Consider the following 26,869-nt stretch of genomic DNA (forward strand, 5'->3'; position numbering starts at 1 on the left):
TCTTGATTTAATATTTTAGTTTAATGCCTCAATCTGTTCCTGTGCCAACTGTGCCGCATCCGCTCCTGAACTTCCGCCAAACATCACAGACTGCAATGTATCTCCCATAATATCAGTTACTTCAGATGAATACTGTGGTTCAGGTCTTGCCGTATCATAAAATTCGGTGAATATTGCCTTCATGCCTTCCTGAAAAAGTTCTTTATTTTCTTCAATTACAGACTGGCGCGCCGGATATGCAAATTTGGCTTCTGTACACCATTTTGTGACATAAGTTGTATCATCACTTCCAAAGCACCAGAAAATAAAGTCAGCTGCTGCATCAACATCTTTGCTCTGGCTGGAAACTGCCATCATCTGACCTCCTGCAACAGTTACAGGATCTTTTCCCTTCGGTGACGGAAGTGGTACAACTCCAATATTATGCCCATCTTTGTTGTATTCTTCTGCTGCATTTATCATATATGTTCCGCCAATCTGCATAGCTGCGACGCCATTTGCAACATTATCAATACTCCATGGTCCGTTCTGTAATGATGACGGGCAGTATTCATTCTGATAAAATGAACCCCAGAAATCAAGAGCATCTGCCATGCTGTCTTTGCCGGCCGTTACATTTCCATCAGCATCATAAATGTCTGCATCATCCATCCACATAAATGGCCACCAGTTAAACAACGTATATGCTGTTTTTTCTACCGGAAGAACAATTCCGTATCTGTCTTTTGTTGTGAGTTTTTCAGCTGCACTTTTCAGTTCTTCCCATGTTTTCGGTGGTTCAATACCTTCTTCTTCAAGTGCATCTGCATCATAAAACAGTCCAAGGGTTTCACACTCAAATGGCAGTGTATAGATTTTTCCGTCATCTCCGCTTGCCGCTTCAAGAAACGACGGAAGAATATCTTTTTTCAGATCATCCGTATAATAAGAAGAAAGATCTGCAAGCATTTCCGCATCCGAGAATTTTTTAAAAGTCGCCGGTTCCACCCAGAGGATATCAGGGCATTCGCCATTTGCATATGCGGTTGTCACAAGTGTTGTCGTATAATCTGTCTGATTGACACTTGAATATTCAACCTTGACTTTATCCTGTGACTGATTATATGCATTTACCATATCCTGAATAACATCTGCCTCAGTTCCTGTATGGAAATCCCAGAAAGTAAGTTTTTCTTTATCGCCCTCTGAAGAATCCTCTTCACCGGTATTATTTTCTGTTCCTTTTTTTCCAGCTACTGCACTGTCATCTGATGTACTGTCTGAACTGCTTCCACATCCGGTAAATACCGCTGCTGTCATACTCAAAACCATAATCATTGATAAAAATTTTTTTAAATTCATAAAAAGCCCCTCCTTTTGCTACACACGTGCTTATTTATTTTTCTTTATCAAATTCTTTCTTTACTTTATGTGCCAGTTCTTTGTTTCCAGTTTCTGACGGTGCTGTTCTTGCTGCATTGAGTCTGATCTGTTCAGCCTTTTCAACTTTAAATTTTTCCATTCTTTCATTTCTGCTTCTGTAAGCTTCCTGCATCTCCGGTGTAAGTTCTACCTGATGAGCCGGTTTCGGAATATCAAAAGTTCTCTTAAGCGGAATTCTCTCTTCTACCGGCTGAATCGTTACTGAAGTAACAGGAGCTGCCTGATACCAGTACGCTGTGCATGACCAGTCATCTGACAGATGATTTGCATGACCATGTTCCATGCTGATCTGAATATGCTTTTTAAAATGGATCGGATCTGTAAGATGGAATCTATAGGATACCTGATAACCTTTTGTATCTCCGTCATGCATAATCGTACCATTATAAGGTGACTGATTTCTCTGCATTCCCCATGCATGGTTAAAATAATCCTCTGCACCAGTTCCATTAATACTTGGTTCTTCTTCATCATCAATCAAAATCATGTCATCGCCTTCGCCCCACCAGCTGCCCTGGAAATGAAGCACAGAAAGATTACAACCAACATAATGACCACGGCCTTTTGTATCCAGCATCAGGAAATTCTCTTTACCGTCAAAATTAGGAACACTGTTTACTTCCGGAGAGTTTACGCAAAGATCATTTCCCCAGCCACTGCATGGCATATCACGTCTCCATGCTGCCTGAAAATAAGCAATATCCGGAGTCTCTTCGTGATAAAGTTCATAATCAATATGGAAAAACAATCCAAGCGGTCTTTCATTTTCATTGATAACTTCTATTTTGGCCCGTTTGTTAAACGGCATCGGAAAATAGCAGTTCATGGAAGCCGTTCCACCAAAAGTCAGTTCCTCACACGGTCTTGAAGATACATTAAAAGGAATTGACGAAAAACTTGACGGCATAGAATGACCAATACAGAAGAAATCTCCCAGCGGTGCCAGCACACTGGGACCATCAAAATCATCCCAGGTCATACGAATCAGGACCTTACGGTAATAATCCGGATCATTGATTTCCCAGTTAACGCCTTCCGCATTTTCCATTTCAGTTACCGGTGCAACAGAGCCACTTAAAACCGGATGCTGAATAGACGGTCCGAGAATTTCTCTGCAAAAAGTCGTTACCCAGATATGATTGATGCAACCTGGTCCTTCAACGTCCGCCATAACCGCTGTATCCCCTGCATTTACAAGCCAGTAATCTTTATTTCTGCCACTCTGATCCCAGCTTGAAGCTCTGGCAGTTCTTGCATCTGCTACTGTTGTAAGATTTTTTAAAAAAGACATATTATTTTTCTGCATTTTTTCTCCTCCTGATTGAACTTTCTGTAGATAAACGTTTGCGCAAACGTTTTTATGTATTTAGTATATCATTCACTTTGAAATTGTCAATTAGTATTTTTTAACAATATTAATTCTCAAATTTCGTTAATGTTTTTTTTGCATTCATTATTTAAAAATTAATTTTTACATGTCTCCCATTCCTCCACCGGATCGAGAGCGTATATTGTTTCTTTGTTTTCCTGATTAAATACTCCTCATTATCTTCATGATAACGAAGTTCCGGATTTTCATCTCTTGTCCTCTTTATTTTCTCTTGTAAAAAAGATGTATTAATGACATAAGAAGGGCATACCAGACTGTCATCCAATCCAAGCCTTCTGAATCTGTTTGGTAAATCATCAAACTGAAGGTCAAATACTTCTTTGATTTTGCCACAAAGCTTTTCATTTTCACTTTGTATAGCATATTCATACAAAGATACCAACACTGCTTTATATGGTGCTTGAAATGTCGACATATCCGCAGTTATTGGCTGAGAAATTCGGGCACGAAAAAAAGCCCCGGTAGTTTTTCTTAACTACTGAGGCTTTCGTCTCTTTCTTGTATTCAGTTATCTATGCCCTCTTTCATCAGCATAATCATTGTATCAGGATAAAGTTCACAAAGTATCCGCAATACGTTCCCATAAGTTCATGATATTAGTGGAATCGCGCACATTTTAGTACAGAATGTTCAATACAATACTGTTATCAAACATTTCATTCCCCTGCCTATTGTAATTTCCCATATTCTTCATCACTTACCGGTTCAAGCCATTCATTAGAACCATTTTCGCCCGGAACCTCTATTGCCAGATGAGAAAACCATTCATCCGGTGCAGCACCATGCCAGTGTTTAACACCTGTAGGAATATTGATGCAGTCACCTGGCTTCATTTCTATAGCTTCTTTACCTTCTTCCTGATAATATCCTCTTCCGGCAACGCATACCAAAATCTGCCCGCCTCCACTTTTTGCATGATGGATGTGCCAGTTATTTCTGCATTAAACTGGACTACACCCTCACAATCCCCCGGATTTACTGGTTTGAACGCAATACAAAACTGTATTTTCTGTACCCTTTTCGATGAAGTTCTGCTACTTTCTATTTTTCCTTTTCTTCAACATCCCATACTTCTTTTGCCAGATTAAACACAGCCCATCCATTTGGCCAACCTGCATAAAATGCTACATGAGTAATAATCGCAGCAATCTCTTTCTGTGTTACTCCATGATCTTTTGCATTCTGAAGATGGAACTTTAAAGAAGAATCTGTAATTCCCTGTGCCATTAATGCTACAACTGTAATAATACTTCTTGTCTTAAGATCAATATCTTCATTATTCCAGTTTTCTCCAAAAAGAACATCATCATTAAAATGCGCGAACTCAGGAGCGAATTCTCCAAGAGCATTTCTTCCTGCTGTCTGAACAATTTTTGCCATTATTCTCATCCTCTACTTTCTTCAATTAATAAATTCTTTTATTTTAATTTGTTATACTCTTCTTCCGGTAAAAACTCTAACCACTCATTTGAAGCACCCTCTGCCGGAACTTCAACAGCAATATGCTGGAACCAACTATCCTTTGCTGCACCATGCCAATGTTTTACTTCTGGTGGAATATTCACAACATCTCCTGCTTTTAACTCACGAGCCGGCTTTCCTTCTTCCTGATACCATCCTCTTCCACCTGTAACTAACAGAATCTGTCCACCCTTATGATGTACGTGGAATGCGTTTATAGTCTTTGGTGCAAATGTTACTAATCCTACCGGAACTCTCTCAGTAGTAAGCATATTCAGATAACATTCACCTGTAAAATATTTTGCAAATGCAACATTTTCTTCTCCAAGTTCAAATACTGCTCCACCGCCAAGATCTTTTTTCATTTTTTCCATATCCATAAGATTACCTCCTTCATTTCACTATCTATATCCTACACCTTAAAGTAAACTCCAGGTCAATAGTTTTTTCCTATTCACTCTGAATACTGTAGAATTTTTTAACTATATTTATCTTACCCCACATTTATCTTTTATGTCCAATGCCTATCATTTATCTTTTATTATGCCTTTCAAGCATAATTCAGCAATATATTAAAATTATCATAGCCTATATCACAAGCCAAAACAGGTCTACTTCTTTGCAGACCTGCTTTGGCTTATAGTATAGACTTTTAAAGCTGTTTTATAAGATTCAATTCTTTTCTTGCTAATGCCTTTTTCAATTTCTCATTCTCTTTTTTCAAATTTTCATTCTCATATTTCAGTTTTCGAACCTGTTGTTGCAGTAGTTCCATCTCTCTTTCCATTGCCTGATCAATAATCGTTCTCCTTAGATCTATCATTCCTGCCTGTTGTTCTAATGCACGATCAATTTCATTTCTGACAATCGGATTTTTATAAAAGAATCCTCTGGACAACCCAGTTTTTTTCATCAGTTTTGGAATCGAAACCTTTTCTTTTTCTACTACCATCTCTCTTATGGTATTTACCGCACTTGTTACTTTTTCTTCGCTTTTCTTCTTATTTAATTCTAGCATTTTGTCGTATTTGTTCATATTCCTCTCCCCATCCGTCTAAATTTGCTAAAATAACATTTGACATATAATTTCGTGCTTCTCTTGTTTCATCCGCCATACTTTGATTGCTCATCTTACGGTAATACTTGACAGTTTTTACATTTTTATGCCCGATAAGCTTTGATATCGTCCAGTCATCAACATGTAATTCTGTTAATTTCACCCCATAGGTATGTCGGAATAAATGTGATCCAAATCCAAATAATTCTCCCTGATCATCTCGCAAATCATTTTCGTAAATCATACGGATGACCTTTTCCCGTAATGTCTGATAATTTAATGGTTTTTGTGGATTATCTTTATTTGCAAATATGTATATGCTTTCTTTATAATTCTGCTCTGCATAGACAATTGCTTTTTTTATTAACTGAGCAACTTCTGCACTGACAGGCTTCTCAAATCTTCTGCTTTTAGGCTGATAAATAATCACCATATCCTGATTATCCCTTCTATAAAGGCAGTCTTTCCTCATAGTTAATGTATCTGATATTCGGTTTCCTAATAATTGATGTATAATCAACGCTCTGGCTATTTGTTCTTCCAGCTTTACAATATGTGCATTTAATCTTTTCAATTCACTATCAGAATAATATCTAAATTCACCCCGCCGTTCCGGTGGAAAATCTGATTTTATAAATAATCTTCCTAATTGCTCCCATCCATATATCTTTCCAACTGTCTCCAGCACATCCCTTAATTTGATTAAATCATCCCTTTTTCCGTTTCCGCTTTCCACTTCTATTTTCAAATAAATCAAAAATTTTTCTATGATATTTCTATCAATTTCTTCGCAGGAATCCACTTGAGGATATTTCTCTTTTAGATACTTTGAAAACTTATTCATTACTGATACTTCTCGCGTAACAGTCGCAATTGCTTCATATTGTAAATGATAGTAAATTGCCTTCTTCATTTCTTCCCGAATGTCTGGCTGTTCAATTTTTCTAAAATTGATTGTTTTATGATTTACAATCGGATTAGACCTGATTATAATCGGAAGCCTCTCCAAATACCAAATATCTTTTGTCAGTTCATTTGTTTCCGACAAATCAACTGTAAATTGTATAATATTTTCAAAATATCTTATTAAAGCTACTTTTTCCACAGATTCATTCTGATATACTCTTTTTTTCGCTTTGGTTAATGCTCTGCCTTTCTGTAACATCCATGCTTTTAACTGTTTAATCCAAACATTCTCGTCTCTTTCCATCAGGCTCTTTACCTGATTTGATGGCTTTTGCAAGAACTCGCATAAACTATTAAAATAATTTCGTTCTGTCTTAATTGTTAAAATAGATACTTTTGTTCCCCTATATCGGATGTAGTTTTCAAATTCTTTTCTCAATGTTTCCTCTGGAAGTTTTCCTAAATCAAAATATTGTTCTTGATTTAATTTTCTCTTCTGTTCATCTGTAGCACGCTTATAACAATCTAATTGTGAATATTCAACTCTTTCGTTCATCCTTCTCTCCTTTCTGCACATAGGACAGTAAGCTATTCTTCTCATCTGAAAAATATTCCACATTCCTTCTTGCTATTTTTTTTGGCATATAATCAATATACTGCATTGTCATTTCTTCATAATTATGCCCCAGATAATCCCGGATTCCCTGTCGTGACACTCCATGATCATAAAGATTGGTCGCTACCGTATGTCGATAATCATGCGACTTAAACAGGTATTCACCATTTTGTATGTCGCACGCTGCACAATACTTTTTCATTTGTTCATTAAAGGTAGATTTTGAAAACGCTCCACCCTTTCGATTCTGGAAAATATAATCTTCTTTTGCGATTCTATTCTTATTAAGGTATACCTGCATAAGATCATATAACGCTTCCGGTATTGGAACTCTTTTATAATTCTTCATTTTGACCTGGTATATTTTCATCCAATAATCGCCTTTTTGACGATAGTATGCATCTCCTTTCAGCGTACACACTTCGCTGATTCTCAGACCAATACACCATAAATGTAAAAACATCATTCTCAGATGTTCTGGAAAATTAGATAATTTTTGGATAATCTCCATATATACATCTTCTTCTACGCATCTGTCATGATGTACCAGTATCTGTTTTTCCCAATAGTATTCTGCACGAAATGGTACTTTATCTACATATCCTCTTACCTCAAGAAATTTGAAAAAGTATTGTATACTCGTTACTTGAGTATTAAAAGTTTTCGCCTCATTAGCATCTTCCTGCCGCTTTTTTAAATATTGATCAATTCTTTCTGCGTCACAGGTAGTTACTTTCTGTTGCTCATCGCTTATCTCTTTTAAAAAATTACGAATGATCCGGAATTTCTCATAGACAGTACTTATTGCCATCTCTCCAATTCCTATTTCATACTTCATGTATTCCTGAAGTAGTTTTCGATTTTCCGGATGTAGCACTTCTCTAAATGATATTCTTTCCACCGGATCACTCGGATTTAATCTTTCTTTCGGAATTTTAAACTTTTCCAAATACCATATCGTTGCATCCCAGCGAATTTCTTTTGCTTGTAAAAATGTGATCCTACAGACAAAGCCAACAATACTCCGCAACCTATTTCTTCTCTGTTCATTTTCAATTTTCCGTTCCAGAAATATCTGGAAGTCCTCTTCCTGTACTTGTTCCAGACAGTTAATATCTTCTATTTTGCGAAGTCTGCAAAATTCATAAAATATATGTAATCCCGTCAGCTTTTGTTCTCTCACTCTGGACGGTTCGTAATTTTCTAAAATAAATTCTAAAACATCAAAAATTTGACGTTTCATCTTTTCACTGGAGTCTATCTGGAAATTCCATACCATATTACTGCGATTTTTGACCCGCTCCACTGACTGAACAATCTTTTGATCTGAATGATAAGGAATAAATAAAATAGCATTCTTATACGTCCACTGGCATTCCATCCTTCCCATTGGAGTTTCCATTCGTTTCCGAATATATTCTTGTTTGACTTTATCAAATATTCTTAGATATCTGGAAACAATATTGCCTTTTACTAATTCTGACATATAAACTTCATAATTTTTTCTCAAGATATAATCCATCTCAGAAATATGTTCAATTCCTTCATCTGCCAGAAATTCTACCAACATTCTATATGTGACATCCATAACATTAAGTTCCATTATTTCAGTCACTTCGTTCCGTAGCTGCTGTATTCGCCTGTTTCGTTCCTCTGATTTTTCTATCCATTGTTGTAGAACTGCAGGCATTCCAATCACCTCCTATAGTAGTTCGTCAATCCCGTACAATGCAGTGTTCTTCTTATAAAACTCCTGACTTGCTTCCAGTAATTCATCATCTACTATATCCAAATAGTTAATTGTTGTCTGAATATGACGATGTCCATAAGCAATCTGTATCAATTCCAGTGCCCATCCTGCTTTTCTTCTTTCGTTTCCAAAATAATGTCTCAGCATATGTGGTGTAATTTTAATCCCTGTTTTCTTTTCCATTCTCTTCAACATCGCATAGACGGCATCTACTGTTAATGGATTACCGACAGTTCTTCCCGAAATATTTACAAAAAGATACGATTGATGTTGAAGTATTTTTCTATATTCTGCAATGTAACAATTTAAAAACTGAAATGTGTCTGCACTGATTTTCGCACTTCTGTATTCTGCATTTTTAGCTCTCGCACCATTTTCATTATCCTCTCGAAAATATACCCGAATCACTTGATTACTATAATCAATGTCATTCATATAGTTGATTCCAAGGATTTCTCCAATTCGATATCCTGTTTCTGCCAGTAAAAGGATTAGCAGTCTGTCTCTAATATTTGTACATGCTTTTAATATTTCTATAATCTCATCCTTTTTTGCTGTCCTCGCTTTGTGTTCTTCTTCTTTCAAATAGCCTTTAAAACTTCTTGAACGTATCGTTTTCTTTAGACCAACTGAATCTACTGCTGTAAACTGGCTATATGATAATACTTTTAATCCACCAAATTGGCTAAATTCCTCTTCTATAAAAACATAGAACCTGAACACATCTTTTAAATATGCGTTACAGGTTCCGTTATTCGGTAAGATATTCATTTTACCTGAAGTATGTTTCCCAGCTTTCAACCAATATAGAAACTCTACAAAATATTTTGTCTGTTCAGTAAAAGACATTTCATATACATCTGTAAGCTTCTTTTCTTTTTCCTCTATATATTCAAGATAATATAAAATGGAGCAACCGGATCTGCGTACCGTATTTGGTGAACACTTAGCTTTTGTCATATGCATCAGATATTTTGTTGGCAGTAGAACGATATCCCATGTTTCTGTATCCCTTATAAAGAAATAGGTTATAGATCCCTCTTTCTGTTTATTCATCTCATATCGTTTCATGCTGCTCACCGCCTTTCCTCTAACGCTATACACAGTATACCCACTTCATGTCCAAATAGCTATTCATCAATACCACCAATTCCACCGAAAACGCCCAAGAAATACCACCAAACATTTCGCCGTAAATTTGCTGTGATTGTAGCAGATCCACAAGCATTTACAGGTAATATTCCACACCTTTGCGGTTTCTGATAAAACGCTGGACATCTTTGATGTCTTTTGTCATCTTACACTTCGGAAGTGCGCACATCACTTCCTCATGGTATCTTCCTTCTTCTCCTGCACGCTCATCTAGAATGGACACGACACAAGTGTCTGTCTCTGTGCGGAGCGCCCGTCCGAATCCCTGTCTTAGTTTTTTCTGCATGTCTGGAACAATCACTGCCTGAATATAATCTTTCAGGCTGGCATATTCCTTCTTCTGTGCTTCGCTGATGGGATCAGGAACAGCAAAGGGCAGTTTTACTATAATCAGCGAAGATACCATATCTCCAGGGAAGTCTACTCCTTCCCAACAGGAGCCGGCTGCAAAAAGGACAGCATTGTCCATCTGTTTAAATCTTGTGATCTCTTCCGGTGAATGTCTCCACACCTCTATCATCGGGAACGGAATTTCATCCCTTAACATCTGGTAAACGTTTCCCATCAAATGATAAGATGTGAACAGCACCAGCGTATGTCCGTAAGTCGAACAGATCAGTGAATGGATATGGCCTGCTATCATCTCTGCCTCTTCCTGACTTCCTCTTCTGCATTTTTTCAAATTCTTTGGCAGATATAACAGACAGTTCTTCTGATATTCAAACGGGGAGTCTGCCACATATTCCCGGACTCTCCGTACTCCCTGTAGTCCTGTCATTTTCCGAATATGGGAAAATCCCTGTCCGGTTTTTAAAGTTCCGCTTGTAAGAATCGCTCCCATTCCTCTGCCCCACAACATCTGATCCAGATACTGTGGAATCCGTCTGCTGGATGCACACAATATAATCCTGTGATCATGGTCCTGCTTCAGATGCAGTACATACTTCTTATCCTGATGGAAAAAGCATTCCAACACACTTCTGGTTTCTTCCAGCTTGTTTCTGATCCACTTCGGAATCTTCTTTTCTAATTTTTCTATGATCTTATTCATGGTCTGTATCCCCTCATATAAATACATTGCACACTCTTCTGTCATGTGGAATTCTTCTTTTATCCCATATCTGGTTCTGTGGTTTTCTCCTATGATATCCAGCACCATCCGGATCGTCCCGGACAGTTTTCTTATCTCCGGACCTTGGTACTCTTTCCCAAGATAAAAGCAGATTTCCCGGATATCGTCATAACAGAGGCTCTTCCCGAACATCTGCTTTGCCGCATCTGGCAGCTTGTGTGCTTCATCTACAATCAATGCCCGATAGTCTTTTAATAACGGGCGGTAATCCTGCAGTCTGTGATAGCCATCTGCCAGCAGATAATTATGGTTGCAGATCTGGATGAACATTTCATCATCTCTGGAATGTTCCAGATACTGCTGATACCTGCAGGAACCTTTTGTCGGGCATTCCCTTGAGCAGAACTTTGGTACGCTTACCAGCCTTCTGTCAAATCCACTTAATCCTGACACTTCATCCATATCGTAATGTTCTTTCAGAGACAGCAGTGCTTCTTTCTGCAATGCATTTTTATTTTTCTCTTTGATTGCAACGATTCGTTGCTCTAATCTCTCATCACAGACAAAATGCTCTTTCCCTTTGCGGATGACTGCTTTGATCGGCGCCTGAATTGTCCCGTTCTCCTGAAGAATCCGGGAGAGAAAAGGGATATATTCCGTAAGAATTGCTTTCTGGAGTGCAATGCTGGAAGTAGAGATCACAACCGGACGCTGTTCGTATGGAGAATATCCGTCTGCAAGAAGAGAATACTTTCTCATCAGAACACAAGCCACCAGATAGGCATAAGTTTTCCCAATGCCGACACCTGCGTCACACAGTGCTATATTTCTTCCCAGCAGGTTATCCAGCATTTCGTGGCATAACAGGATCTGTTCTTCCCTTACTGCCATCCCATGTTCCGGGAACAGCACCCGGAAGATCGTATCGATCTCCCGATGCGCTCTTTTCAAATACTCTTTTCTGTAATACATAGTTTGTTACCTGATATGTCTGCTGATACCACATCAATACGGCTGTAAAGAAATACTCCCTACAGCCGCATGTATCTGATATCAACGACACATTCTTCCTTGATTTCTTATACTTTTGATTTTTGGCATTGTATTTGTCCTCGACTCCCCCCTTTGCCTTACGGGAACATTACAGGCGGATGCTTGGCATCGCACCGCTCATGGATTTTCTAAATGTCTTGCTGATTACAACCCAAAGTCCATCCCCTGCTCACTGGCAGTTCCTATGTATCATTATCCCCTCGTAAGTGATCTTCGCAAAAGACCGCCATGATCTTGTTTTAGTTAAAGATGATTCGCTCGAAACGAAAACGCCACAAAAGAACTCTGCCTCTCACTTTCTGGTCTGATTTCTTCCATGCCCTTTTCATCTGTCCTCGCGTCTTCCTGCCACGCTTCTACTTACGGGAACGTACCTGTAATGCTGGTATGAGGTTGTCAAAGTACACTGGCAAAATTTACCTGCCTATTAAATAGCCGACGAAAAACGCCATAATTATTCAATTTTTGATAAATTTTTTAATTTTTTTCTCAAACGGTTTCTTTTGGTATAAATCGTCTGTTCTGCCATTCCCATAATCTTAGCAACTTCTCTTCCAGAATATCCCCATGTACTGAGTAAGAGGATTTCCAGTGTCTGATGCTCCGTTTCTTTCAATAGTTCATAGATTCGCTTATCACCTATGTGATCCAGAAGCTCCTTTACATCCCTTGCAAACAGCTCGCTGTCCTTTTCTTTTATGGAATCCATATCCTGCATCGCTTCATCCAGATGTTCCCGGTATCTGCGCTCTTCCAGAAAATCTTCCCGGTCCATCTGACGCAGCTTTTGGATCTTCTCTTCTTCCATTCCCAGTTCACGCAGTTTCTTTTCTTCCTGTTCTTTCCAATAATTCCACTTTCGTTCTTCACTTGTCTTGTTATAAGCCATTTATCTTTCCTCCGATCTGATTTTTCGTATAGAAATCAAATCGGAGCATGGCGGTGACCGGATATGTGGTGTCCCACAATTCTCGAAAAATGTCGAATAAAAAAGTGCTGCAACCAGTTCGATCACAACACTTTGCTTTTTATTCCCATTTTGTTGTCTTAAGCACTTTCTTTGATGCAAATATAATTCTTCTCCTTGTTATACCTTTCCTTAAAACACCACAAAGAAAAGTATATAAAAAAAGGCTGTCAAAACCGTGTTATATACCAGTCACTTAACAGTCATTTTTCGCATTATCCGACATCTTTCGACATTTCTTCTGAGTCCGTTAATATTCAAATACTTTCTCACCTTCTTTCGTCCCTTCGGAATTATCTTGCATTCTCTGAATCATTTTCAGAGCCTTCATCTACAGGAGCTGTCACTGGCAGCTCCTTCCGAATGCATGGCGATACAGAGACCCTGCCACTGGCAGCTTCTCTTGCATGCTTTGATATAAAAACTGCCAGGATTTTACCCCGGCAGTCCACTTTTTCCATATTCAGTTATTCTGTTGGAAACATCACTGTCTCCAGCTTGTTTCTTTCGGTTTCAGACAGCTCATACGTCCCAGAATGATTCTTTTCCACTTTTACAGTTACTGTCACCGGATCTCCATAGCTGTTCTTATCAATGCTCTTCTGCACACTTTCCGTTAAAACAGATGCAAATACACCCGGATCTGTTTCTTTCATTCCCTGTGCAATCTTTTCCTTGCTGACTTCTGCGGAGCTCTGTTGCAATGTCTGAAATACATCGGACGGTTCCCTTTGTATATATGATGTTTTTAATATATTACTCTGCATATCGTATCCGATCAATCAAACTCAATTTTCGGAAATTTGCAGATACTCCATATGTGAGCAGTACCTGTAAAAAGGCAACCACACAAATCAAAAGCACTGCTGGGACCACTGGAAAATGATACTCACTGATCTGAAACATGTGTTTGGTTTTTGCATAAAGAAATGCACCATATCCTACAAGACTTCCAATGCCCACAGAAACTGCCAATGTTCCCAAAGTATAGATGATTCCTTCCAGTTGCAGCATACGGATCAACTGTTTTTCAGACATTCCTATCGCCTGTATCATTCCAAGCTCCCGCCTTCTTGTGTAAATACTGTTCATCATAGTGTTCACAAGATTCATGATTCCAATTCCACCCAGAATAATCAGAAATGCATAACACAAAACGCTCGTCAACCGCATATTCTTTTCCCACTCCTGAAGTTGCTCTTCATAACTTCCTGTCACCAGGTATTCACTGTTGTCGGCAAGTGCCTGAAGTTCCTGATATGCACTGTTCTTTTTCTGATCATTCACTGTGATTTCCAGTATGTAGTTCAGATTATTGGGATTCATTTTTTCCAACACTGATTGGGGCAGATAAAATGAACTTCCGCCAAGGCTTGCATAGTAATCTCCGATGGCTCCTATCTCAAAAGTCTTTTCTACCTGGTCATCTCCCATATTCAAAACCATCTTCAAGGAATCTCCCACTTTCAGTTCCGGGAACCAGTATAGCATATTAGCAGACATGAGGATTTTATCTCCTTTTTCCAATTCTTCATATGTCACATGTCCTTGTATCTCTCCTTTTTCCAGCGTTTCTGCATAAGATGCATCCAGTCCAATAATATTCGCGTCCCAAATTTCACCATCCATAGATAGTTTCGGAATTTTTCCATTCATAAATGTTTTTACCTTTACCTCTTCCACACCGTCTACATCACGAACCTGATCAATAAACGCTTTCGTCAAGGGGTTATTCTGCTGAACCTGTCTCCAGTCTCTGTCCGGATTCATTTTGTCCCCACCCCATGTTTCCAATTTAATTTTATAATCAGATTCAATATCCTTTCTTGCAATTTCTTTCGGTGCCGCGCAAGATAAAATAGTTGCCACAACCATGAACAGAATACCAGTTGCTCCTAATGTAACAATCGTAATCCCAGTCCTCTTTTTATTTCTTACCATATTTGCTTTTGTCAAACGAAAAATCGTGAGATTCTGATAGCCTTTCCGTACTTTTTTCCCACGTTTTTCTAACCCCTGATAACGCATAGCCTCAATGGGCGAAACTTTGGCAGCAATTCGCATCGGTTTTGCCAAAGAAACTGCGGAAGTAAAGAGCACCGCCATAATGGTAATCGCATAAATCCACCAGTGCAACAAAGATACCTCACCATTTTTTACAAGTTCTGCTGCTACCTGCATTAGAGGGTCTTCGCCTGCCATAAAAGTAATCATCTGTTTCATAATCCATCTGGACAGGAAACTACTGATAAGCAATCCTACAGGGAGGGCAAGCGCCGTAACCAGCATTCCTTCACGGAATACCATCTGCCGAATCTGTCTTTTGGTGGAGCCTATGGCTTTTAATTTTCCATATTCCTGTACTTTTGGTATCATAGACACATAATAAATACTGTAAATAGTCAGGATTCCTGCTAAAACAACCATAACGATTACCACGATCATTCCTTTTACAAATGACGGATCCGTATAATTTGCAGCCAAATACGCTCTGTTTTCTACCACATTTCCCTCAGGTACACCAAAATCCTCTCCGATTTCTTTTCCCCTCTCTTCGATTTCATCTGTTGTCATATGCTCTGCATCTGCCAGACGGAACATCACACGATATTCTCTGTCTGCTTCCGGTATCATCTGTTTCGCATATTCCATGGAATTCATCACAAAATACATTTTCTTTTCTTTATTCGAATCAGAAGATTCCATAAAGCCACAGATGCGGAAAGTGTCTTCTTTCGCATATCCCATACCGTCTTTTTCGTAAATTTGGTATGGAATCGTGATTTCATCACCCAATTTCCCCTGAATTCCCAGTTCCTCTAAAACTCCCTTGGAAACAACAATATCTTTTTCACTTTTTGGGAAAGTTCCTTCTTCTAACTCCGCTTTGTTCAACCGAATCCCATTATTATCCATAGCGGTCATAATGATTGTGGCATCATCATCTATAATCTGTCCCAAATCCATTCTCAGACCGATTTCTTCTATATCATTATGCACCTGAAGTGCTTTGGTGTTTTTCTCGGAAACTTGGCGGAACATAATATGGTAAGTTGGATAATAAGCATCCACCGATGCAAGCTGTACGCGGATCATTCCATATCCCACCGTTAAAACAACAAATATCAGAAACGTAGTCAGTGCAATGGCGCATCCACATAAAAAGTTTCTTCCTTTGTTCTGTTTTACATTGGCAAGCGCTGTTTTTGTTACTGTTTTCATGCTCTCACCACCTTACCGTCTTCAATGACAATCATACGGTCAGCCATCTGCGCAATGGTCTCATCATGCGTGATCATAACCAGTGTCTGCCCATATTCTGAAACACAGGATTTCAACATAGAAATCACTTCTAACTCCGTCTTGGAATCCAAATTTCCTGTTGGTTCATCTGCTAAAATAATCGCCGGGCGGGATGCCAACGCTCTTGCAATAGCAACCCGCTGCTGTTGCCCACCAGAAAGAGTATTCGGTAAGGATTTCAATTTATCCTCCATTCCGATTCTACAGATAATATCCATAACATACTCTGTATCCACTTTCTTTCCATCCAATCCAATGGGTAGCACAATATTTTCCCAAACATTTAAGGATGGTACTAAATTATAACTTTGGAAAATAAACCCAATCTTTCTTCTGCGGAACACTGCAAGTTTTTCATCTTTCAGTTGAAAAATATCTCTTCCTTCTATCAAAACCTTTCCGGAATCAGGACGGTCCAATCCTCCCAGCATATGAAGAAGAGTACTTTTTCCCGATCCAGAACGTCCTACAATTGCTGTAAATTCACCTGGTTCGATTATTAAATCTGTATGGTCAATAGCTTTCACCAAATTATCGCCTTTTCCATAATATTTCACAAGATCTCTTGTTTCTAATATTGCTTTCATAAACTTTGAAGCCTCCTTTTTCTTTGCTAATGTCATTCTATCAATCCAGTCTTACAGTAGGCTTACAAAAAGCATAACAATTATGTAAGAAATCTTTTTTCAGAAATCTATTTCTTTGGTAATGTCACCACAAAATTATTACCGCCTTCAGGTGCTACTTTTACACAAATCGTGCCTTTCTGCTCCTCCAAAATTTTTCTGGCAAGATAAAGTCCAACCCCAGAGCCCTCCTGTTTTTTTACATACTCTTGGTTTCCTCTGTAAAAACGCTGAAATACCCGATGCGCCTCTTCTGCCGGAATACCTGTTCCCTGGTCGATAAATTCCAGCATCATGCAGGTAGCAAGCTCTGTTACCCGAATTCGGATTTCTGTATGCTCCGGCGAATACTTTACTGCGTTGTCTAAAATATTTACGAACACTTCTCCTGTCCATTTCGAGTCGTGTACAATTTGCACATCCTGAAATTCATCCAGAGAAATATCTATGGATTTTTCATACGCTTTCATATACACACTGTTTACAGCCTGTACCAATGTATTTTTCAGACTGCCCATCTCTGGCTGAATCTGAATCATCCCAGATTCCAATCTGGACACATGAATCAGTGAATCCAAAAGATTTTCCAGTCTTTGAATTTCATCCCATTCCTTTTTATAAAATTCTTCCCGTTCCTCCCAGGTTAAATCGGCAGACCCCGCCAGTTCACAACTCATCTTCAATGAAGCAATCGGTGTTTTCAATTGGTGGGAAATATCTGTAATTAAAGATTTTGTATTGTTTTCTTCTCTGGAAAGTTTTTCTCTTACTTTTTCAAAATGATTCTGCAGTTCTATATATTTTTCCCGAAGTTCTTCCTGGTTATTTTCATCTTGCTGCCGGTCTCTTTTATTTCGCAAAAACAAAACCCATGAAACTCCAAGTCCTGCCACAAAAACCATCGCCATTCCTATTCCATATGCAGCAAAAGTTTTCACGCTTCTCCCATCAAAAGGAGTATACCCGTAACGCTCCTCCAGCTCTTTCCCCGCTTCCTCTTCCTGACGATTTCTTTGCTTTCCTCTGTCAAATAACTCTATATACTCCGTCTCCTGTTCCGGATGGGACAGCACTAACGCCCCTAATTTTCCCTGCTCTTCCTTGTATAAACTATTTCCTGCCAGAAACAGCAACAATATCTCTGTCACAAACAGAAAAAGCAGCCCTGCTGCCAGAGCTACTCCTGTACGCTTTCTTCGGTCCATATATATCCCATCCCCCTTACATTTTGTATATAATCATTCCCGATTTTTCCTTTCAATCGGCTGATATTTACAGGAACTGTATTATCGTCTACAAACTGCCCGTCAACATCCCAGACATACTCTAAAATCTGTTCTTTTGATAAAATCTGCCTTGCGTTTTCCATAAAGTAAATCATTATCTGAAGTTCCTTTTTATTTAATGTCAAAGGAGTCACTCCATCAGCATTTCGTTTTAACGCTCTCATTTCTCCATAATTTACTTCGATATTTCCCGATAAGATTCTGTTGTGTCCGCAGACTCCTTCCATTCTTCTCATAAATGCCTGAACTTTTGAAACCAGTACCATCAGGCTGAATGGCTTTGTAATATAATCATCCGCCCCTGCATCATAGCCGTTTACCATATCAATTTCCGAATCCATTGCCGTGAGAAACAGTACAAAGACTTTGCTCTTATTTCGAATCTTCCTGCAAAACTCCAGTCCGTTTCCGTCCGGCAGAGTAATATCACTGATTACCAGATCTATTCTATTTTCATCAAACAATTTTTCTGCCTCTGAAATCTGAAAAGCGGAAAAAACCTGATACCCTTCTTTCTGCAGTTTTAGCGCGATTCCACGGTTCAGATTCTCATCATCTTCCAATAACAAAATTGTCCTCATTTCATCTACCTCCCTAATCTCCTAACATGATAAACAATCACATTTTACCACACTCCTCCAAAACTGCATAGTATCCACCTGCTCTCCAGAAAAGAAAAAGGACCGCTCCACCTGCCCCAGCCAGCGTTTTTTTCTTTCCCCATAGTCGGGGCAGGTTCATGCGCTATGCAATTATTCTTCTTTAGCTTCTATCAAGCCGATATTTTTTGCTCTGCGTTCCACATAGCAGCATATTTTCCGCCTTTCGCAAGCAATTCCTCATGGGTTCCAGATTCAGCAATCCTGCCATCACCCATTACAAGGATTTGATCTGCATTTTTGACGATGGAAAGGGTATGAGCAATCATTACCACAGTCTTTTTCTCTTTCAGCAGATTGGCGATGGCCTGCTTTACTGCCAGTTCGTTCTCGATGTCAAGGGACGCTGTTGCCTCATCCAAAAGCAGGATTGGGCTGTTTTTCAGGATAGCGCGGGCGATTGAAATTCGCTGACGCTCACCGCCAGAGAGAAGATTTCCATTCTCGCCAGTCGGCGTATCATATCCCTTTTCCATCTTACGGATGAAGCTGTCACAGTTAGCCTCCCGGCAGGCAGCCTCGATTTCCGTGTCCGTAGCATTAGGGCGAGCGTGTCGGATATTATCCCGGATGGTATCGTCAAAAAGAAATATGTCCTGGTCTACCATAGAAACTTGCTCCAGTACACGCTCTGCGGCAACATGGTTAATGGGTTTACCGCCAATAGAAATCGTCCCGCCCGTTGCTTCATAATATTTTGCAATCAGGTTCAAAATAGTAGATTTGCCGGAGCCAGAGTCTCCGATAATGGCCGTGAGCTTTTGATCTGGCACCGTAAAGGTGGCGTGTTTTAGTACCGGTTCACCGGGAACATATGCAAAATCTACATTGTCAAATGTGATTTCATGGGTAGCTGTGTGAAGCGGCTCCATGCTGCCAGTTTCCTCCGGCTCATTCATTACACTCAAGATTTTGTTTTTCGAGATCATCAGGTTCTTATAACTGGTGAGGTCTACAAAAATCGAGTTAGCCAGCTTTGCACAGAACAGGGGCAGCATACAAATCAAAAGGTAGTCCACCGTGTTCAGTGTCCCTGCGACCCAGGGTGCATAGGCCAGCAAGATAACCAGCGGGCAGGACAGCCAACTCAAAATACCAAAGACCGCACCAATAGGAAGCACTTTTGATTCGTACACAAAGCTGATCCGACAGAACTCCCGCATAGCGTTGATAACGGTTTTATTCTTCAAACCACCTACGCCATAGGCCCGGAAAGTTTGAATACCAGACACATACTCCACAATGCTGCTGACATTCTCTGCACAAATATCATTCTTTTCTTTACCATACTTCCGAACCATACGGAAGGAAAGCCACAGTCCAGGGATCAAAAGCAAGTCGGCAATCAGCAGGATAATTCCGGCAGGCACATAAATGGTCATCACAAAAATAATCAGCATGAGCGAAAGTGCAAAACTCTTTGCCATATCACCGATCTTATGGGTCAGGATTTTTTCATAGTTGTTTACATCGCTTGTGATGGTATTGATATAATCGCCGGTCTGTCCCTGGGTAAACCGGGAAAGCGGGATACGCTTCAAATGGTCGCCCATAAAGAGGCGGGTATTCTTGCTGACCTCTGCACCGCCAATCTGCGCTTTGGTATAGCCATAGCTGTAAATCAGGATACGAAGAAGAAAAACCACCGCGATCACACAGGTCAGAACCAGGACACGGTTCATGTCAAATTGTCCCGACCACAAAAACTGCATGACAGAGTAAAGCAGCATAAACAGGCTGCCGGAGAGAAGCCCTTCCAGAACAGTCCCGCCAACACCAATATAAAAATTACGGTTCTTTTTCAATACATCATGCTCACTCATGCTGCTCGCCTCCCTCCAACTGATAAGTAATATTCCGGGCTGTTTCGTAGTCCTCCCACGCCTTCCGATAGTAAGCATTGTTCTTTCGGACTTCCTCATGGGTTCCGACACAGGTAATTGTGTGATTTTCAACCACTGCTACACGCTCGCACATCTTCAACGCGCTCAAACGATGGGCTACCACAATGACAGTCTTTCCCTTACAGAGATTTTGAATGGCTTTGTCAATCTCCATCTGATTTTCCGGGTCAGAGGCGCTTGTGGCCTCGTCTAAGATCAAAATGGGGGCATTCTTCAGGATAGCGCGGGCAATGGCAATCCGCTGTTTTTCACCGCCGGAGAAACGAGAGCCGAAGCTGCCCACCTTCGTGTCATATCCATCCGGCAAAGACATGATGAAATCATCAATCTGCGCCTCTTTTGCGGCAGTCCGTACTTTTTCCAGAGTGGCGTTACTGCCCATGCGGATATTTTCTAAAACGCTGTCACGGGTCAGGAAGGTCTTTTGGAACACAATGGCGACATTTTTTAGGATAGTATCATAATTGAGTTCCTTTACATTTTTCCCGCCAATCAGCACTTCGCCCTCCTGCACATCATAGAACCGGGAGATCAGCTCAATCACGGTACTTTTACCGGCACCAGACTGTCCCACAAGGGCCATGCGTTCACCATCTTTAATTTTGAGATTAACGCCTTGCAGTACATCGGTCTTGCCATCATAGGAAAACCGAACATTCCGAAGTTCAATATCGTGATTTTGGGGAAAGTCCGCTCCACCCTCATAAATTGGAATATCCAGTATCTCTTTGGTCTTAGTAACAGCGTTCAGCACATTGGCAAAATTAGTCCCCAGTTCCTGTAGGGGGCGTATTTCCGTCAGATACATGGAACCTACATAGACGAACAGCAAAAAAGCGCTGGCAGCCAGTGAGCCTTTCAGGAAAAACATTCCGCCGATTGGAACCATCATCAACATCCCACATTCGATGATAACAACAAAGGCCGCATAAGGTGGTCCCATGCGCCGGGAAGTTTCATTCCACATGGCGTTTTCTTCCTGGATAGCGTCTGAAAACTTTTGAAACGATTTGCTCCCCATGTTATAGGCTTTAATCAATTTCATGCCGCTGATGTACTCAATCATAACCGAGTTCAGTGTGGTAATGGAGTGATTGGCCCGTTCCATCAGGTCATCCGTATTGCGGAACATCATTCCCATTACAACAACAGCAAGGATCAGCGGAACCAGGGAAATCAATGCCAGAGGAATATTGACGGTCATCAGATAAATAAAGATGACTACCGGCCCCACCAGATAGCACACAAGGTCAGGAAGGTTATGGGCCAGAAACAGCTCCAACTTTTCAATATCTTCATTCAGAACCGTTTTTATGTCCCCGGTGCGCCGTTCATTCAAGGCCCCTAAAGGCGCTCTGGCCATGTGTTCTGCAACCATGCAGCGCACTTTGAAAAGAGCGCCATAGGCCCCTTTGTGGGCTGCTACGCCGGAACAGCCAAACAGGGCAAACCGCAAAGTTACCGCCACTGCAATCATTACCACGGTATGTACAACAAGTTCCTGCGTGCAGGTATGATTGAAGGTGGCGTCCATCAGCCGGTAAATTCCAATGTAAGGGACGATAATGCAAAGACCGCTGACCGCCGATAGAAAAATTGCCAGGAACAGCCAGATTTTTTGCTCACCGGCCCAGTGGAGCAGCAAAGCTACTCTGTTTTCTTTTTTCTGTTTCATAGATCACCTCTCCTTTCCATCTGAAACAGAGAACAGCTCTCTCAATTTCGGGAGGGCATCCATTGTAACTGGTACATCATCGGGCATTTCGCCCTCGTCAAAATGCAGGACACGGGAGCAGGTACGGCAGACAAATTCAAAATCGTGGGTGACAATGAAAATAACCTTTCCCATATTGGACAACCGGCGGATCATTCCCGCCACCTGCGTCATACTGTCAAAATCAAGGCCGCTGGTCGGTTCATCGAATACCAGCAGATCTTTCCCACAAATCATGCTAACAGCTACAGCTACTCGTTGCTTTTGACCGCCAGAAAGCGTGTTTGGATGGCGCTCCCGATATTGGGTAAGGCCTAATTCCTCCAAAGTTGCATTTACCAGTGTTTGATCTGGATTGCGTATACCAAAGGAGCACTCTGCCTCCACGCTGTCAGCGAAAAGTTCATAATTCACATCCTGCATAACCATGTAAGAGCGTTTCAGCCTTTCCTTACGCTCAATCGGCTCGCTTTCCCACAAAAATTGTCCATCGCAGTCTTTGTGAAGCCCACAGAGAGCGCGGGAAAATGTAGTCTTTCCAGCTCCGTTGTGGCCGACAACACCAATCACTTCGCCCTTTCCGGCGGATAGCTCAATGTCATGCAAAATTGTTTGCTTCTTGTAACGGAGCGTCACATTCCGCAGCTCCAATACAGGGGTAGGCGCAGGCAAGTGGGCTTTTTGCGGGAATACCGCCTGTAGATCAACAGCTCGCAGCCCCATGTGTTCACGATCAGGTTCAGATAGCTGCCAAAATTCTTCCGGGGTGTATATTCCTTTGATTTCTCCTTTTTCCAGATAAACAATTCGGTCAGCCAACTCCATCAGGTAGTACAGACGATGTTCCGCTATCAAAACTGTTTTGCCCTGTTTTTTTATCAGCCGTAAATGTTCCTTTAGTTCCTGGATCGAAGTCATATCCAGATTAGAGGATGGTTCATCCAATAGATAAATCTGTGGGTTCATGGCATAAACAGAAGCAAAGGCGATTTTCTGCTTTTCTCCGCCGGACAACTCAAAAATATTTCTGTTTCGCAGCTTTTGAATATGCAAATCTTCAGTTGTCTGCTCTACTCGCTCAGCTAATTTCTCAGGAGGGCGAGCTTCATTTTCAATTCCAAAGGCAATCTCACTGTCTGTATCAACATTGAAAAACTGCGTCCGTGGATTTTGGAAAACGGAGCCAACCTTAGCGGCAATCTGATACATGGGGATATTGCTGATTTCCTGACCATCTACCAGCACACGGCCATGAAGCTCCCCCTGATAAAACTGAGGGATCAGTCCATTCACCAGCCTTGTAATCGTTGTTTTTCCGCACCCGCTGCGGCCACAGAACAGGACGAATTCTCCGTCCGAAATTTTCAAATTGATGTCGCGCAGCCCACCATGTTCCTGCCCCGTATAGGAAAACGATACATTTTCAAACTCAATCAACCGATCACACCTCCTCGCACACATAATTCAAAAATCAGATAAGCTACGGCAACGGCCATGACGCCCCAATCGGAAATTCCGCATTTTATCTGGACAAGACAGGTGCGTGGATTGGGATTTTCAATTCCACGAGTGACAGAAGCAACAGAAAGATCATCCGCCGCTTTTGAAGCTGCCATCAATAAAGGCACATAAATACACTCAACCGTCATGCCCGGATGTGTTAAAAAGCCCGCCAGAGATGGTGAAACATCTCTCATTCGCATAGCGTCTGTGATATAGCGCCAGTCCTCTTGAATAGTTGGAATGTACCGCAGCATAACTGCCATAGGAATTACTAACTTTTTGGGTGCGCGGACACGGTTCATAGCAGACAGGAACTCATTGACTTTTGTAGTAGTCAGAACAATCCCAGCCAAGGTTCCGCACGCATAGACCTTATGAAACAAGCCTAAAAAGGCAATAAACATTGTCCGCAGCGTGCCTGTCATTTCTGCCATGATCCAAACTGTCAGGGCACAGATGACCGCATAAAAGCATACAGCCTTAATGACATATTTCCACTTTCCAAAGAAAGCCCCCAATATCGCAATCAGCATAACAAGGATAAATTGATATGCAAGTGAGGGCGCAAACATGGACGATAAAACACACATAAGAATAAGAAAGAGCTTGGCCCGTGGGTCGAGCCAAAGCTCTTTCTTATGGCGTTTACCGCTCATGCTGTAATACCTGCTTTTTCAAACTGCTTTTTCAGCATTTTGCAGCCTACAAAAGCGCTGATTGCAGATGTAATGATAACAGCAACAAACATGGCAATCAGGATGCCGGTATTTGCAGTTGCCTGCATGGTGTCGATGTAACTCTGTTCAGTTCCGTTCCCCAGCATGGTCTGCGCCCAGCCGTTGGGATCAACAAAGAACACGATATATGAACCAGTGCCACCGAGAGAGAACAGGATATAAGACAGGCTGTTGAGTTTTTTGCTTTTGTACTGCCCTGCACCAGCAACAAAGTCCGCGACAATCGCCATGATCATGTAGCCCAATGCAAAAGCCCAGTGCATACCAGTCACGAACCAAATAATACCCATGATAACGCCCATTATAGAAAGGCTCCAACGCTTATGTACTTTTGCAATCAGCAAAAGATAAATGGGGCCAGCAAGCAGCCCACCTCCTGCTGGCATGAAAAAAGTAAGTACAGGATTCGTTGCAAAAAAGACACCGCCCACCAATACAAAAACAAATAACAGTGCAGTAAAAATACCTGTTGTTACAAGGTCTTTCACTGTCAGACCTTTGTTCATAGAATTTACTTGATTACTCATTTTGACCTCCTACCTTTCATTGTCTTGACTCGACAAGTGGTTTGTGATATTCTTCGGTTAGATACCTCTAATCTTCGTCTAATACAATACGCATTTATCGAACAACATTCAATAGGTTCCGGCAATGTTCGTCTGTTCCTTTCAAAAGTTCGTCTAATCGTTGCAAAAAGGAGGCGGTCTGTTTTCATGTCTGAAATTATTGACCAGTTTTATACACCGCTACTAATTGAACACGGTTTTATCCGTGACCCAGACAACCAGCAATATGGGGCATTAGGTGACTGCTGGAAACTTTCTCCCGAAGTTGGAGAAGGCACCTACTGGACTTATGGACAGAAAGACTTATATGATATTAAAATCCATAACTTTTCCTTCCACGAAGATTTCATGTTGGAATGCTCCATGCCGGAATGTCTGAGTATCACTCGGTATGACTCTATTTCCGGGGAGGAATTATCTCCATACCGTAGACTGTCTGCCGGTTGTATCAAAACATTTATTGGAGGCTACACTCCATACAAGGCTTTGATACATAAAAATATTCCAATCCGTTCGGTTGGGATTGAGATTGCACCGGCATATTATGAGGACTACCTGAAAAAACTGTACCCGGAGGCACAGATCAATCCTGTGGATGCATTTCGGAAGATCGACCAAACATCCGACTTTCCAGAAATGTCACGGTTACTCACTGAAATCAAAGACTATCGCGGGGAAGGGATTGCAGCAAAACTTTTTTATGAGGGTAAAGTCGCAGAAGCTGTTTCAATGGTGGTGGAATATCAGAAGAAACATCCTGATAAACCAGCCCATAAGCTCTCTCAACAGGATATTGAAAATCTCCAAATAGTTGCCGCTTATCTTAGCGATCACTATGCTTTTGATATTCCTCTGGAACGGCTAACACAGATTGCCTGCATGGGAACAACAAAGCTCAAAAGCTGTTTTAAGAAATACTACGACTGCACCATCACGGAATATGTTCAACAGCGGCGCATGAGTCAAGCAGAATATCTGCTGGCATATACAGAGCTGACAGTCGGGCAAGTTGCCCAAACAGTAGGCTATTCCACTTCAAGCCGATTTGCAGAATTATTCCGTAAAAGCACTGGATTGTTGCCATTGGAGTACAGAAAAAACGCACAGCGAAAATAAAATGAGTGCCAGAGGAAACTCTGGCACTCGTGAAATTTTTCACCCACATTCTAGTCGGGCTTACTATTTTCTTCACATCCCAAAAACTTTAAGCAAGCAATATCATATAGAATTTCAGATCCAACTCTTCTCGATAGATAACTTTTACATCGCTTATATCCTTCACTAGCATGACCTCCAAAAATTCCGATTCCTATTTTCGTTTCCATAGCATAGTGTACTCTTTTTCACCAGTAGCTTCATCCAAGCCTTCACATTGAATAATGAACCCTTCTCTTTGGTAAAAAGAAATTGCTCTGGCATTCTTCTGGTATACATTTAATCGTAAGCTGACTTTTTTATCCTTAACATAATCTAATAAAAGCTTACCTATGCCACATGACTGCATTTCATCGGAGACAAAAATACCTTCTATATATTTATCATTTAGTCCTACAAATCCTTGTATCATTTTATCTGCTTCAAACACATAAACTTCGTATTGTGACATCATTTCTTTTACTAATTCATAATTACTTTAGAACATATAATACAATTTCTCCTTTCAGACAATCACTCTTATCTCTTTGAATTTTCTACATTACTCTTCAGCTTTGACCAAACATAGCA

Annotated in this window: 22 protein-coding genes and 3 pseudogenes; 1 reads left to right on the forward strand and 24 read right to left on the reverse strand. The window is 40.7% G+C overall.

The features are described from left to right. Positions 1-15: 15 nt before the first annotated feature. The 23 genes and pseudogenes from PGY05_RS11880 to PGY05_RS11990 form a co-directional block, all read right to left on the reverse strand. Positions 16-1,341: an extracellular solute-binding protein gene (locus tag PGY05_RS11880; protein WP_055158304.1), complete on the reverse strand. Its 1,326-nt coding sequence runs from the start codon at positions 1,339-1,341 to the stop codon at positions 16-18. 34 nt (positions 1,342-1,375) lie between these two features. After that, entirely contained in the window at positions 1,376-2,728 is a 1,353-nt protein-coding gene (locus PGY05_RS11885; RefSeq protein WP_055158302.1) for a DUF2961 domain-containing protein, read from the reverse strand. A gap of 151 nt (positions 2,729-2,879) precedes the next feature. Further along, on the reverse strand, positions 2,880-3,227 hold the full coding sequence (locus PGY05_RS11890) for a hypothetical protein (RefSeq protein WP_270475975.1): 348 nt from the start codon (positions 3,225-3,227) through the stop codon (positions 2,880-2,882). A 253-nt stretch (positions 3,228-3,480) separates the two neighbouring features. Further along, a pseudogene (locus PGY05_RS11895) lies at positions 3,481-3,753 on the reverse strand (cupin domain-containing protein); the annotation flags it as partial. Between the two features lie 112 nt (positions 3,754-3,865). Further along, positions 3,866-4,192: pseudogene (locus PGY05_RS11900) on the reverse strand (carboxymuconolactone decarboxylase family protein); the annotation flags it as partial. A 38-nt stretch (positions 4,193-4,230) separates the two neighbouring features. Next, a complete protein-coding gene (locus PGY05_RS11905; RefSeq protein ID WP_005340178.1) occupies positions 4,231-4,653 on the reverse strand; it encodes a cupin domain-containing protein in 423 nt (140 codons plus the stop codon). Positions 4,654-4,925: 272 nt separating this feature from the next. After that, entirely contained in the window at positions 4,926-5,309 is a 384-nt protein-coding gene (locus PGY05_RS11910) for a DUF6262 family protein (RefSeq protein WP_119217048.1), read from the reverse strand. Further along, positions 5,275-6,792, reverse strand: a complete 1,518-nt coding sequence (locus PGY05_RS11915) for a tyrosine-type recombinase/integrase (protein WP_270248132.1) — start codon at positions 6,790-6,792, stop codon at positions 5,275-5,277. The genes PGY05_RS11910 and PGY05_RS11915 overlap by 35 nt, the downstream gene beginning before the upstream one ends. Beyond that, complete coding sequence (locus PGY05_RS11920) at positions 6,776-8,542, reverse strand: tyrosine-type recombinase/integrase (RefSeq protein WP_270213538.1); 1,767 nt, start codon at positions 8,540-8,542, stop codon at positions 6,776-6,778. Before PGY05_RS11920 ends, PGY05_RS11915 begins: the two co-directional genes overlap by 17 nt. Positions 8,543-8,554: 12 nt before the next feature. Next, positions 8,555-9,673, reverse strand: a complete 1,119-nt coding sequence (locus tag PGY05_RS11925) for a tyrosine-type recombinase/integrase (RefSeq protein ID WP_117658953.1) — start codon at positions 9,671-9,673, stop codon at positions 8,555-8,557. Positions 9,674-9,830: 157 nt separating this feature from the next. Then, the gene (locus tag PGY05_RS11930) at positions 9,831-11,798 is read right to left on the reverse strand and encodes an ATP-dependent DNA helicase (RefSeq protein ID WP_270248133.1); all 1,968 of its coding nucleotides are present in this window, start codon (positions 11,796-11,798) and stop codon (positions 9,831-9,833) included. Positions 11,799-12,333: 535 nt separating this feature from the next. After that, positions 12,334-12,768: a helix-turn-helix transcriptional regulator gene (locus PGY05_RS11935; protein WP_215684112.1), complete on the reverse strand. Its 435-nt coding sequence runs from the start codon at positions 12,766-12,768 to the stop codon at positions 12,334-12,336. Between the two features lie 371 nt (positions 12,769-13,139). Further along, positions 13,140-13,307: a hypothetical protein gene (locus PGY05_RS11940; RefSeq protein WP_215684113.1), complete on the reverse strand. Its 168-nt coding sequence runs from the start codon at positions 13,305-13,307 to the stop codon at positions 13,140-13,142. 6 nt (positions 13,308-13,313) lie between these two features. Then, positions 13,314-13,613, reverse strand: a complete 300-nt coding sequence (locus PGY05_RS11945; RefSeq protein WP_128125110.1) for a hypothetical protein — start codon at positions 13,611-13,613, stop codon at positions 13,314-13,316. Next, on the reverse strand, positions 13,603-16,068 hold the full coding sequence (locus tag PGY05_RS11950) for an ABC transporter permease (RefSeq protein ID WP_196021818.1): 2,466 nt from the start codon (positions 16,066-16,068) through the stop codon (positions 13,603-13,605). The genes PGY05_RS11945 and PGY05_RS11950 overlap by 11 nt, the downstream gene beginning before the upstream one ends. Next, positions 16,065-16,736 (reverse strand): ABC transporter ATP-binding protein, encoded by a 672-nt coding sequence (locus PGY05_RS11955; protein WP_005341592.1) that lies wholly within the window; start codon positions 16,734-16,736, stop codon positions 16,065-16,067. Before PGY05_RS11955 ends, PGY05_RS11950 begins: the two co-directional genes overlap by 4 nt. Positions 16,737-16,843: 107 nt before the next feature. Further along, the gene (locus tag PGY05_RS11960; protein WP_055158433.1) at positions 16,844-17,980 is read right to left on the reverse strand and encodes a sensor histidine kinase; all 1,137 of its coding nucleotides are present in this window, start codon (positions 17,978-17,980) and stop codon (positions 16,844-16,846) included. Beyond that, positions 17,953-18,642: a response regulator transcription factor gene (locus PGY05_RS11965; protein WP_270213527.1), complete on the reverse strand. Its 690-nt coding sequence runs from the start codon at positions 18,640-18,642 to the stop codon at positions 17,953-17,955. Before PGY05_RS11965 ends, PGY05_RS11960 begins: the two co-directional genes overlap by 28 nt. A gap of 191 nt (positions 18,643-18,833) precedes the next feature. Beyond that, complete coding sequence (locus tag PGY05_RS11970) at positions 18,834-20,543, reverse strand: ABC transporter ATP-binding protein (protein WP_055262242.1); 1,710 nt, start codon at positions 20,541-20,543, stop codon at positions 18,834-18,836. After that, complete coding sequence (locus tag PGY05_RS11975; protein ID WP_014078545.1) at positions 20,536-22,299, reverse strand: ABC transporter ATP-binding protein; 1,764 nt, start codon at positions 22,297-22,299, stop codon at positions 20,536-20,538. The genes PGY05_RS11970 and PGY05_RS11975 overlap by 8 nt, the downstream gene beginning before the upstream one ends. 3 nt (positions 22,300-22,302) lie before the next feature. After that, a complete protein-coding gene (locus tag PGY05_RS11980; protein ID WP_173810858.1) occupies positions 22,303-23,775 on the reverse strand; it encodes an ABC transporter ATP-binding protein in 1,473 nt (490 codons plus the stop codon). Continuing rightward, complete coding sequence (locus PGY05_RS11985; protein WP_015524536.1) at positions 23,772-24,497, reverse strand: energy-coupling factor transporter transmembrane component T; 726 nt, start codon at positions 24,495-24,497, stop codon at positions 23,772-23,774. Before PGY05_RS11985 ends, PGY05_RS11980 begins: the two co-directional genes overlap by 4 nt. Further along, positions 24,494-25,105 (reverse strand): MptD family putative ECF transporter S component, encoded by a 612-nt coding sequence (locus PGY05_RS11990; protein WP_118507810.1) that lies wholly within the window; start codon positions 25,103-25,105, stop codon positions 24,494-24,496. The genes PGY05_RS11985 and PGY05_RS11990 overlap by 4 nt, the downstream gene beginning before the upstream one ends. A 186-nt stretch (positions 25,106-25,291) precedes the next feature. Between PGY05_RS11990 and PGY05_RS11995 the strand changes: the two genes are divergently transcribed. After that, positions 25,292-26,260, forward strand: coding sequence for an AraC family transcriptional regulator (locus PGY05_RS11995; protein ID WP_117659137.1), 969 nt, complete (start codon positions 25,292-25,294; stop codon positions 26,258-26,260). A 193-nt stretch (positions 26,261-26,453) separates the two neighbouring features. Here PGY05_RS11995 and PGY05_RS12000 read toward each other — a convergent pair. Then, positions 26,454-26,777: pseudogene (locus PGY05_RS12000) on the reverse strand (GNAT family N-acetyltransferase); the annotation flags it as partial. Positions 26,778-26,869: the final 92 nt, after the last annotated feature.

Origin of the sequence: Coprococcus sp. AF51-11b1 (assembly GCF_027682785.1) — a bacterium.
Lineage (GTDB): Bacteria > Bacillota > Clostridia > Lachnospirales > Lachnospiraceae > Allocoprococcus > Allocoprococcus comes.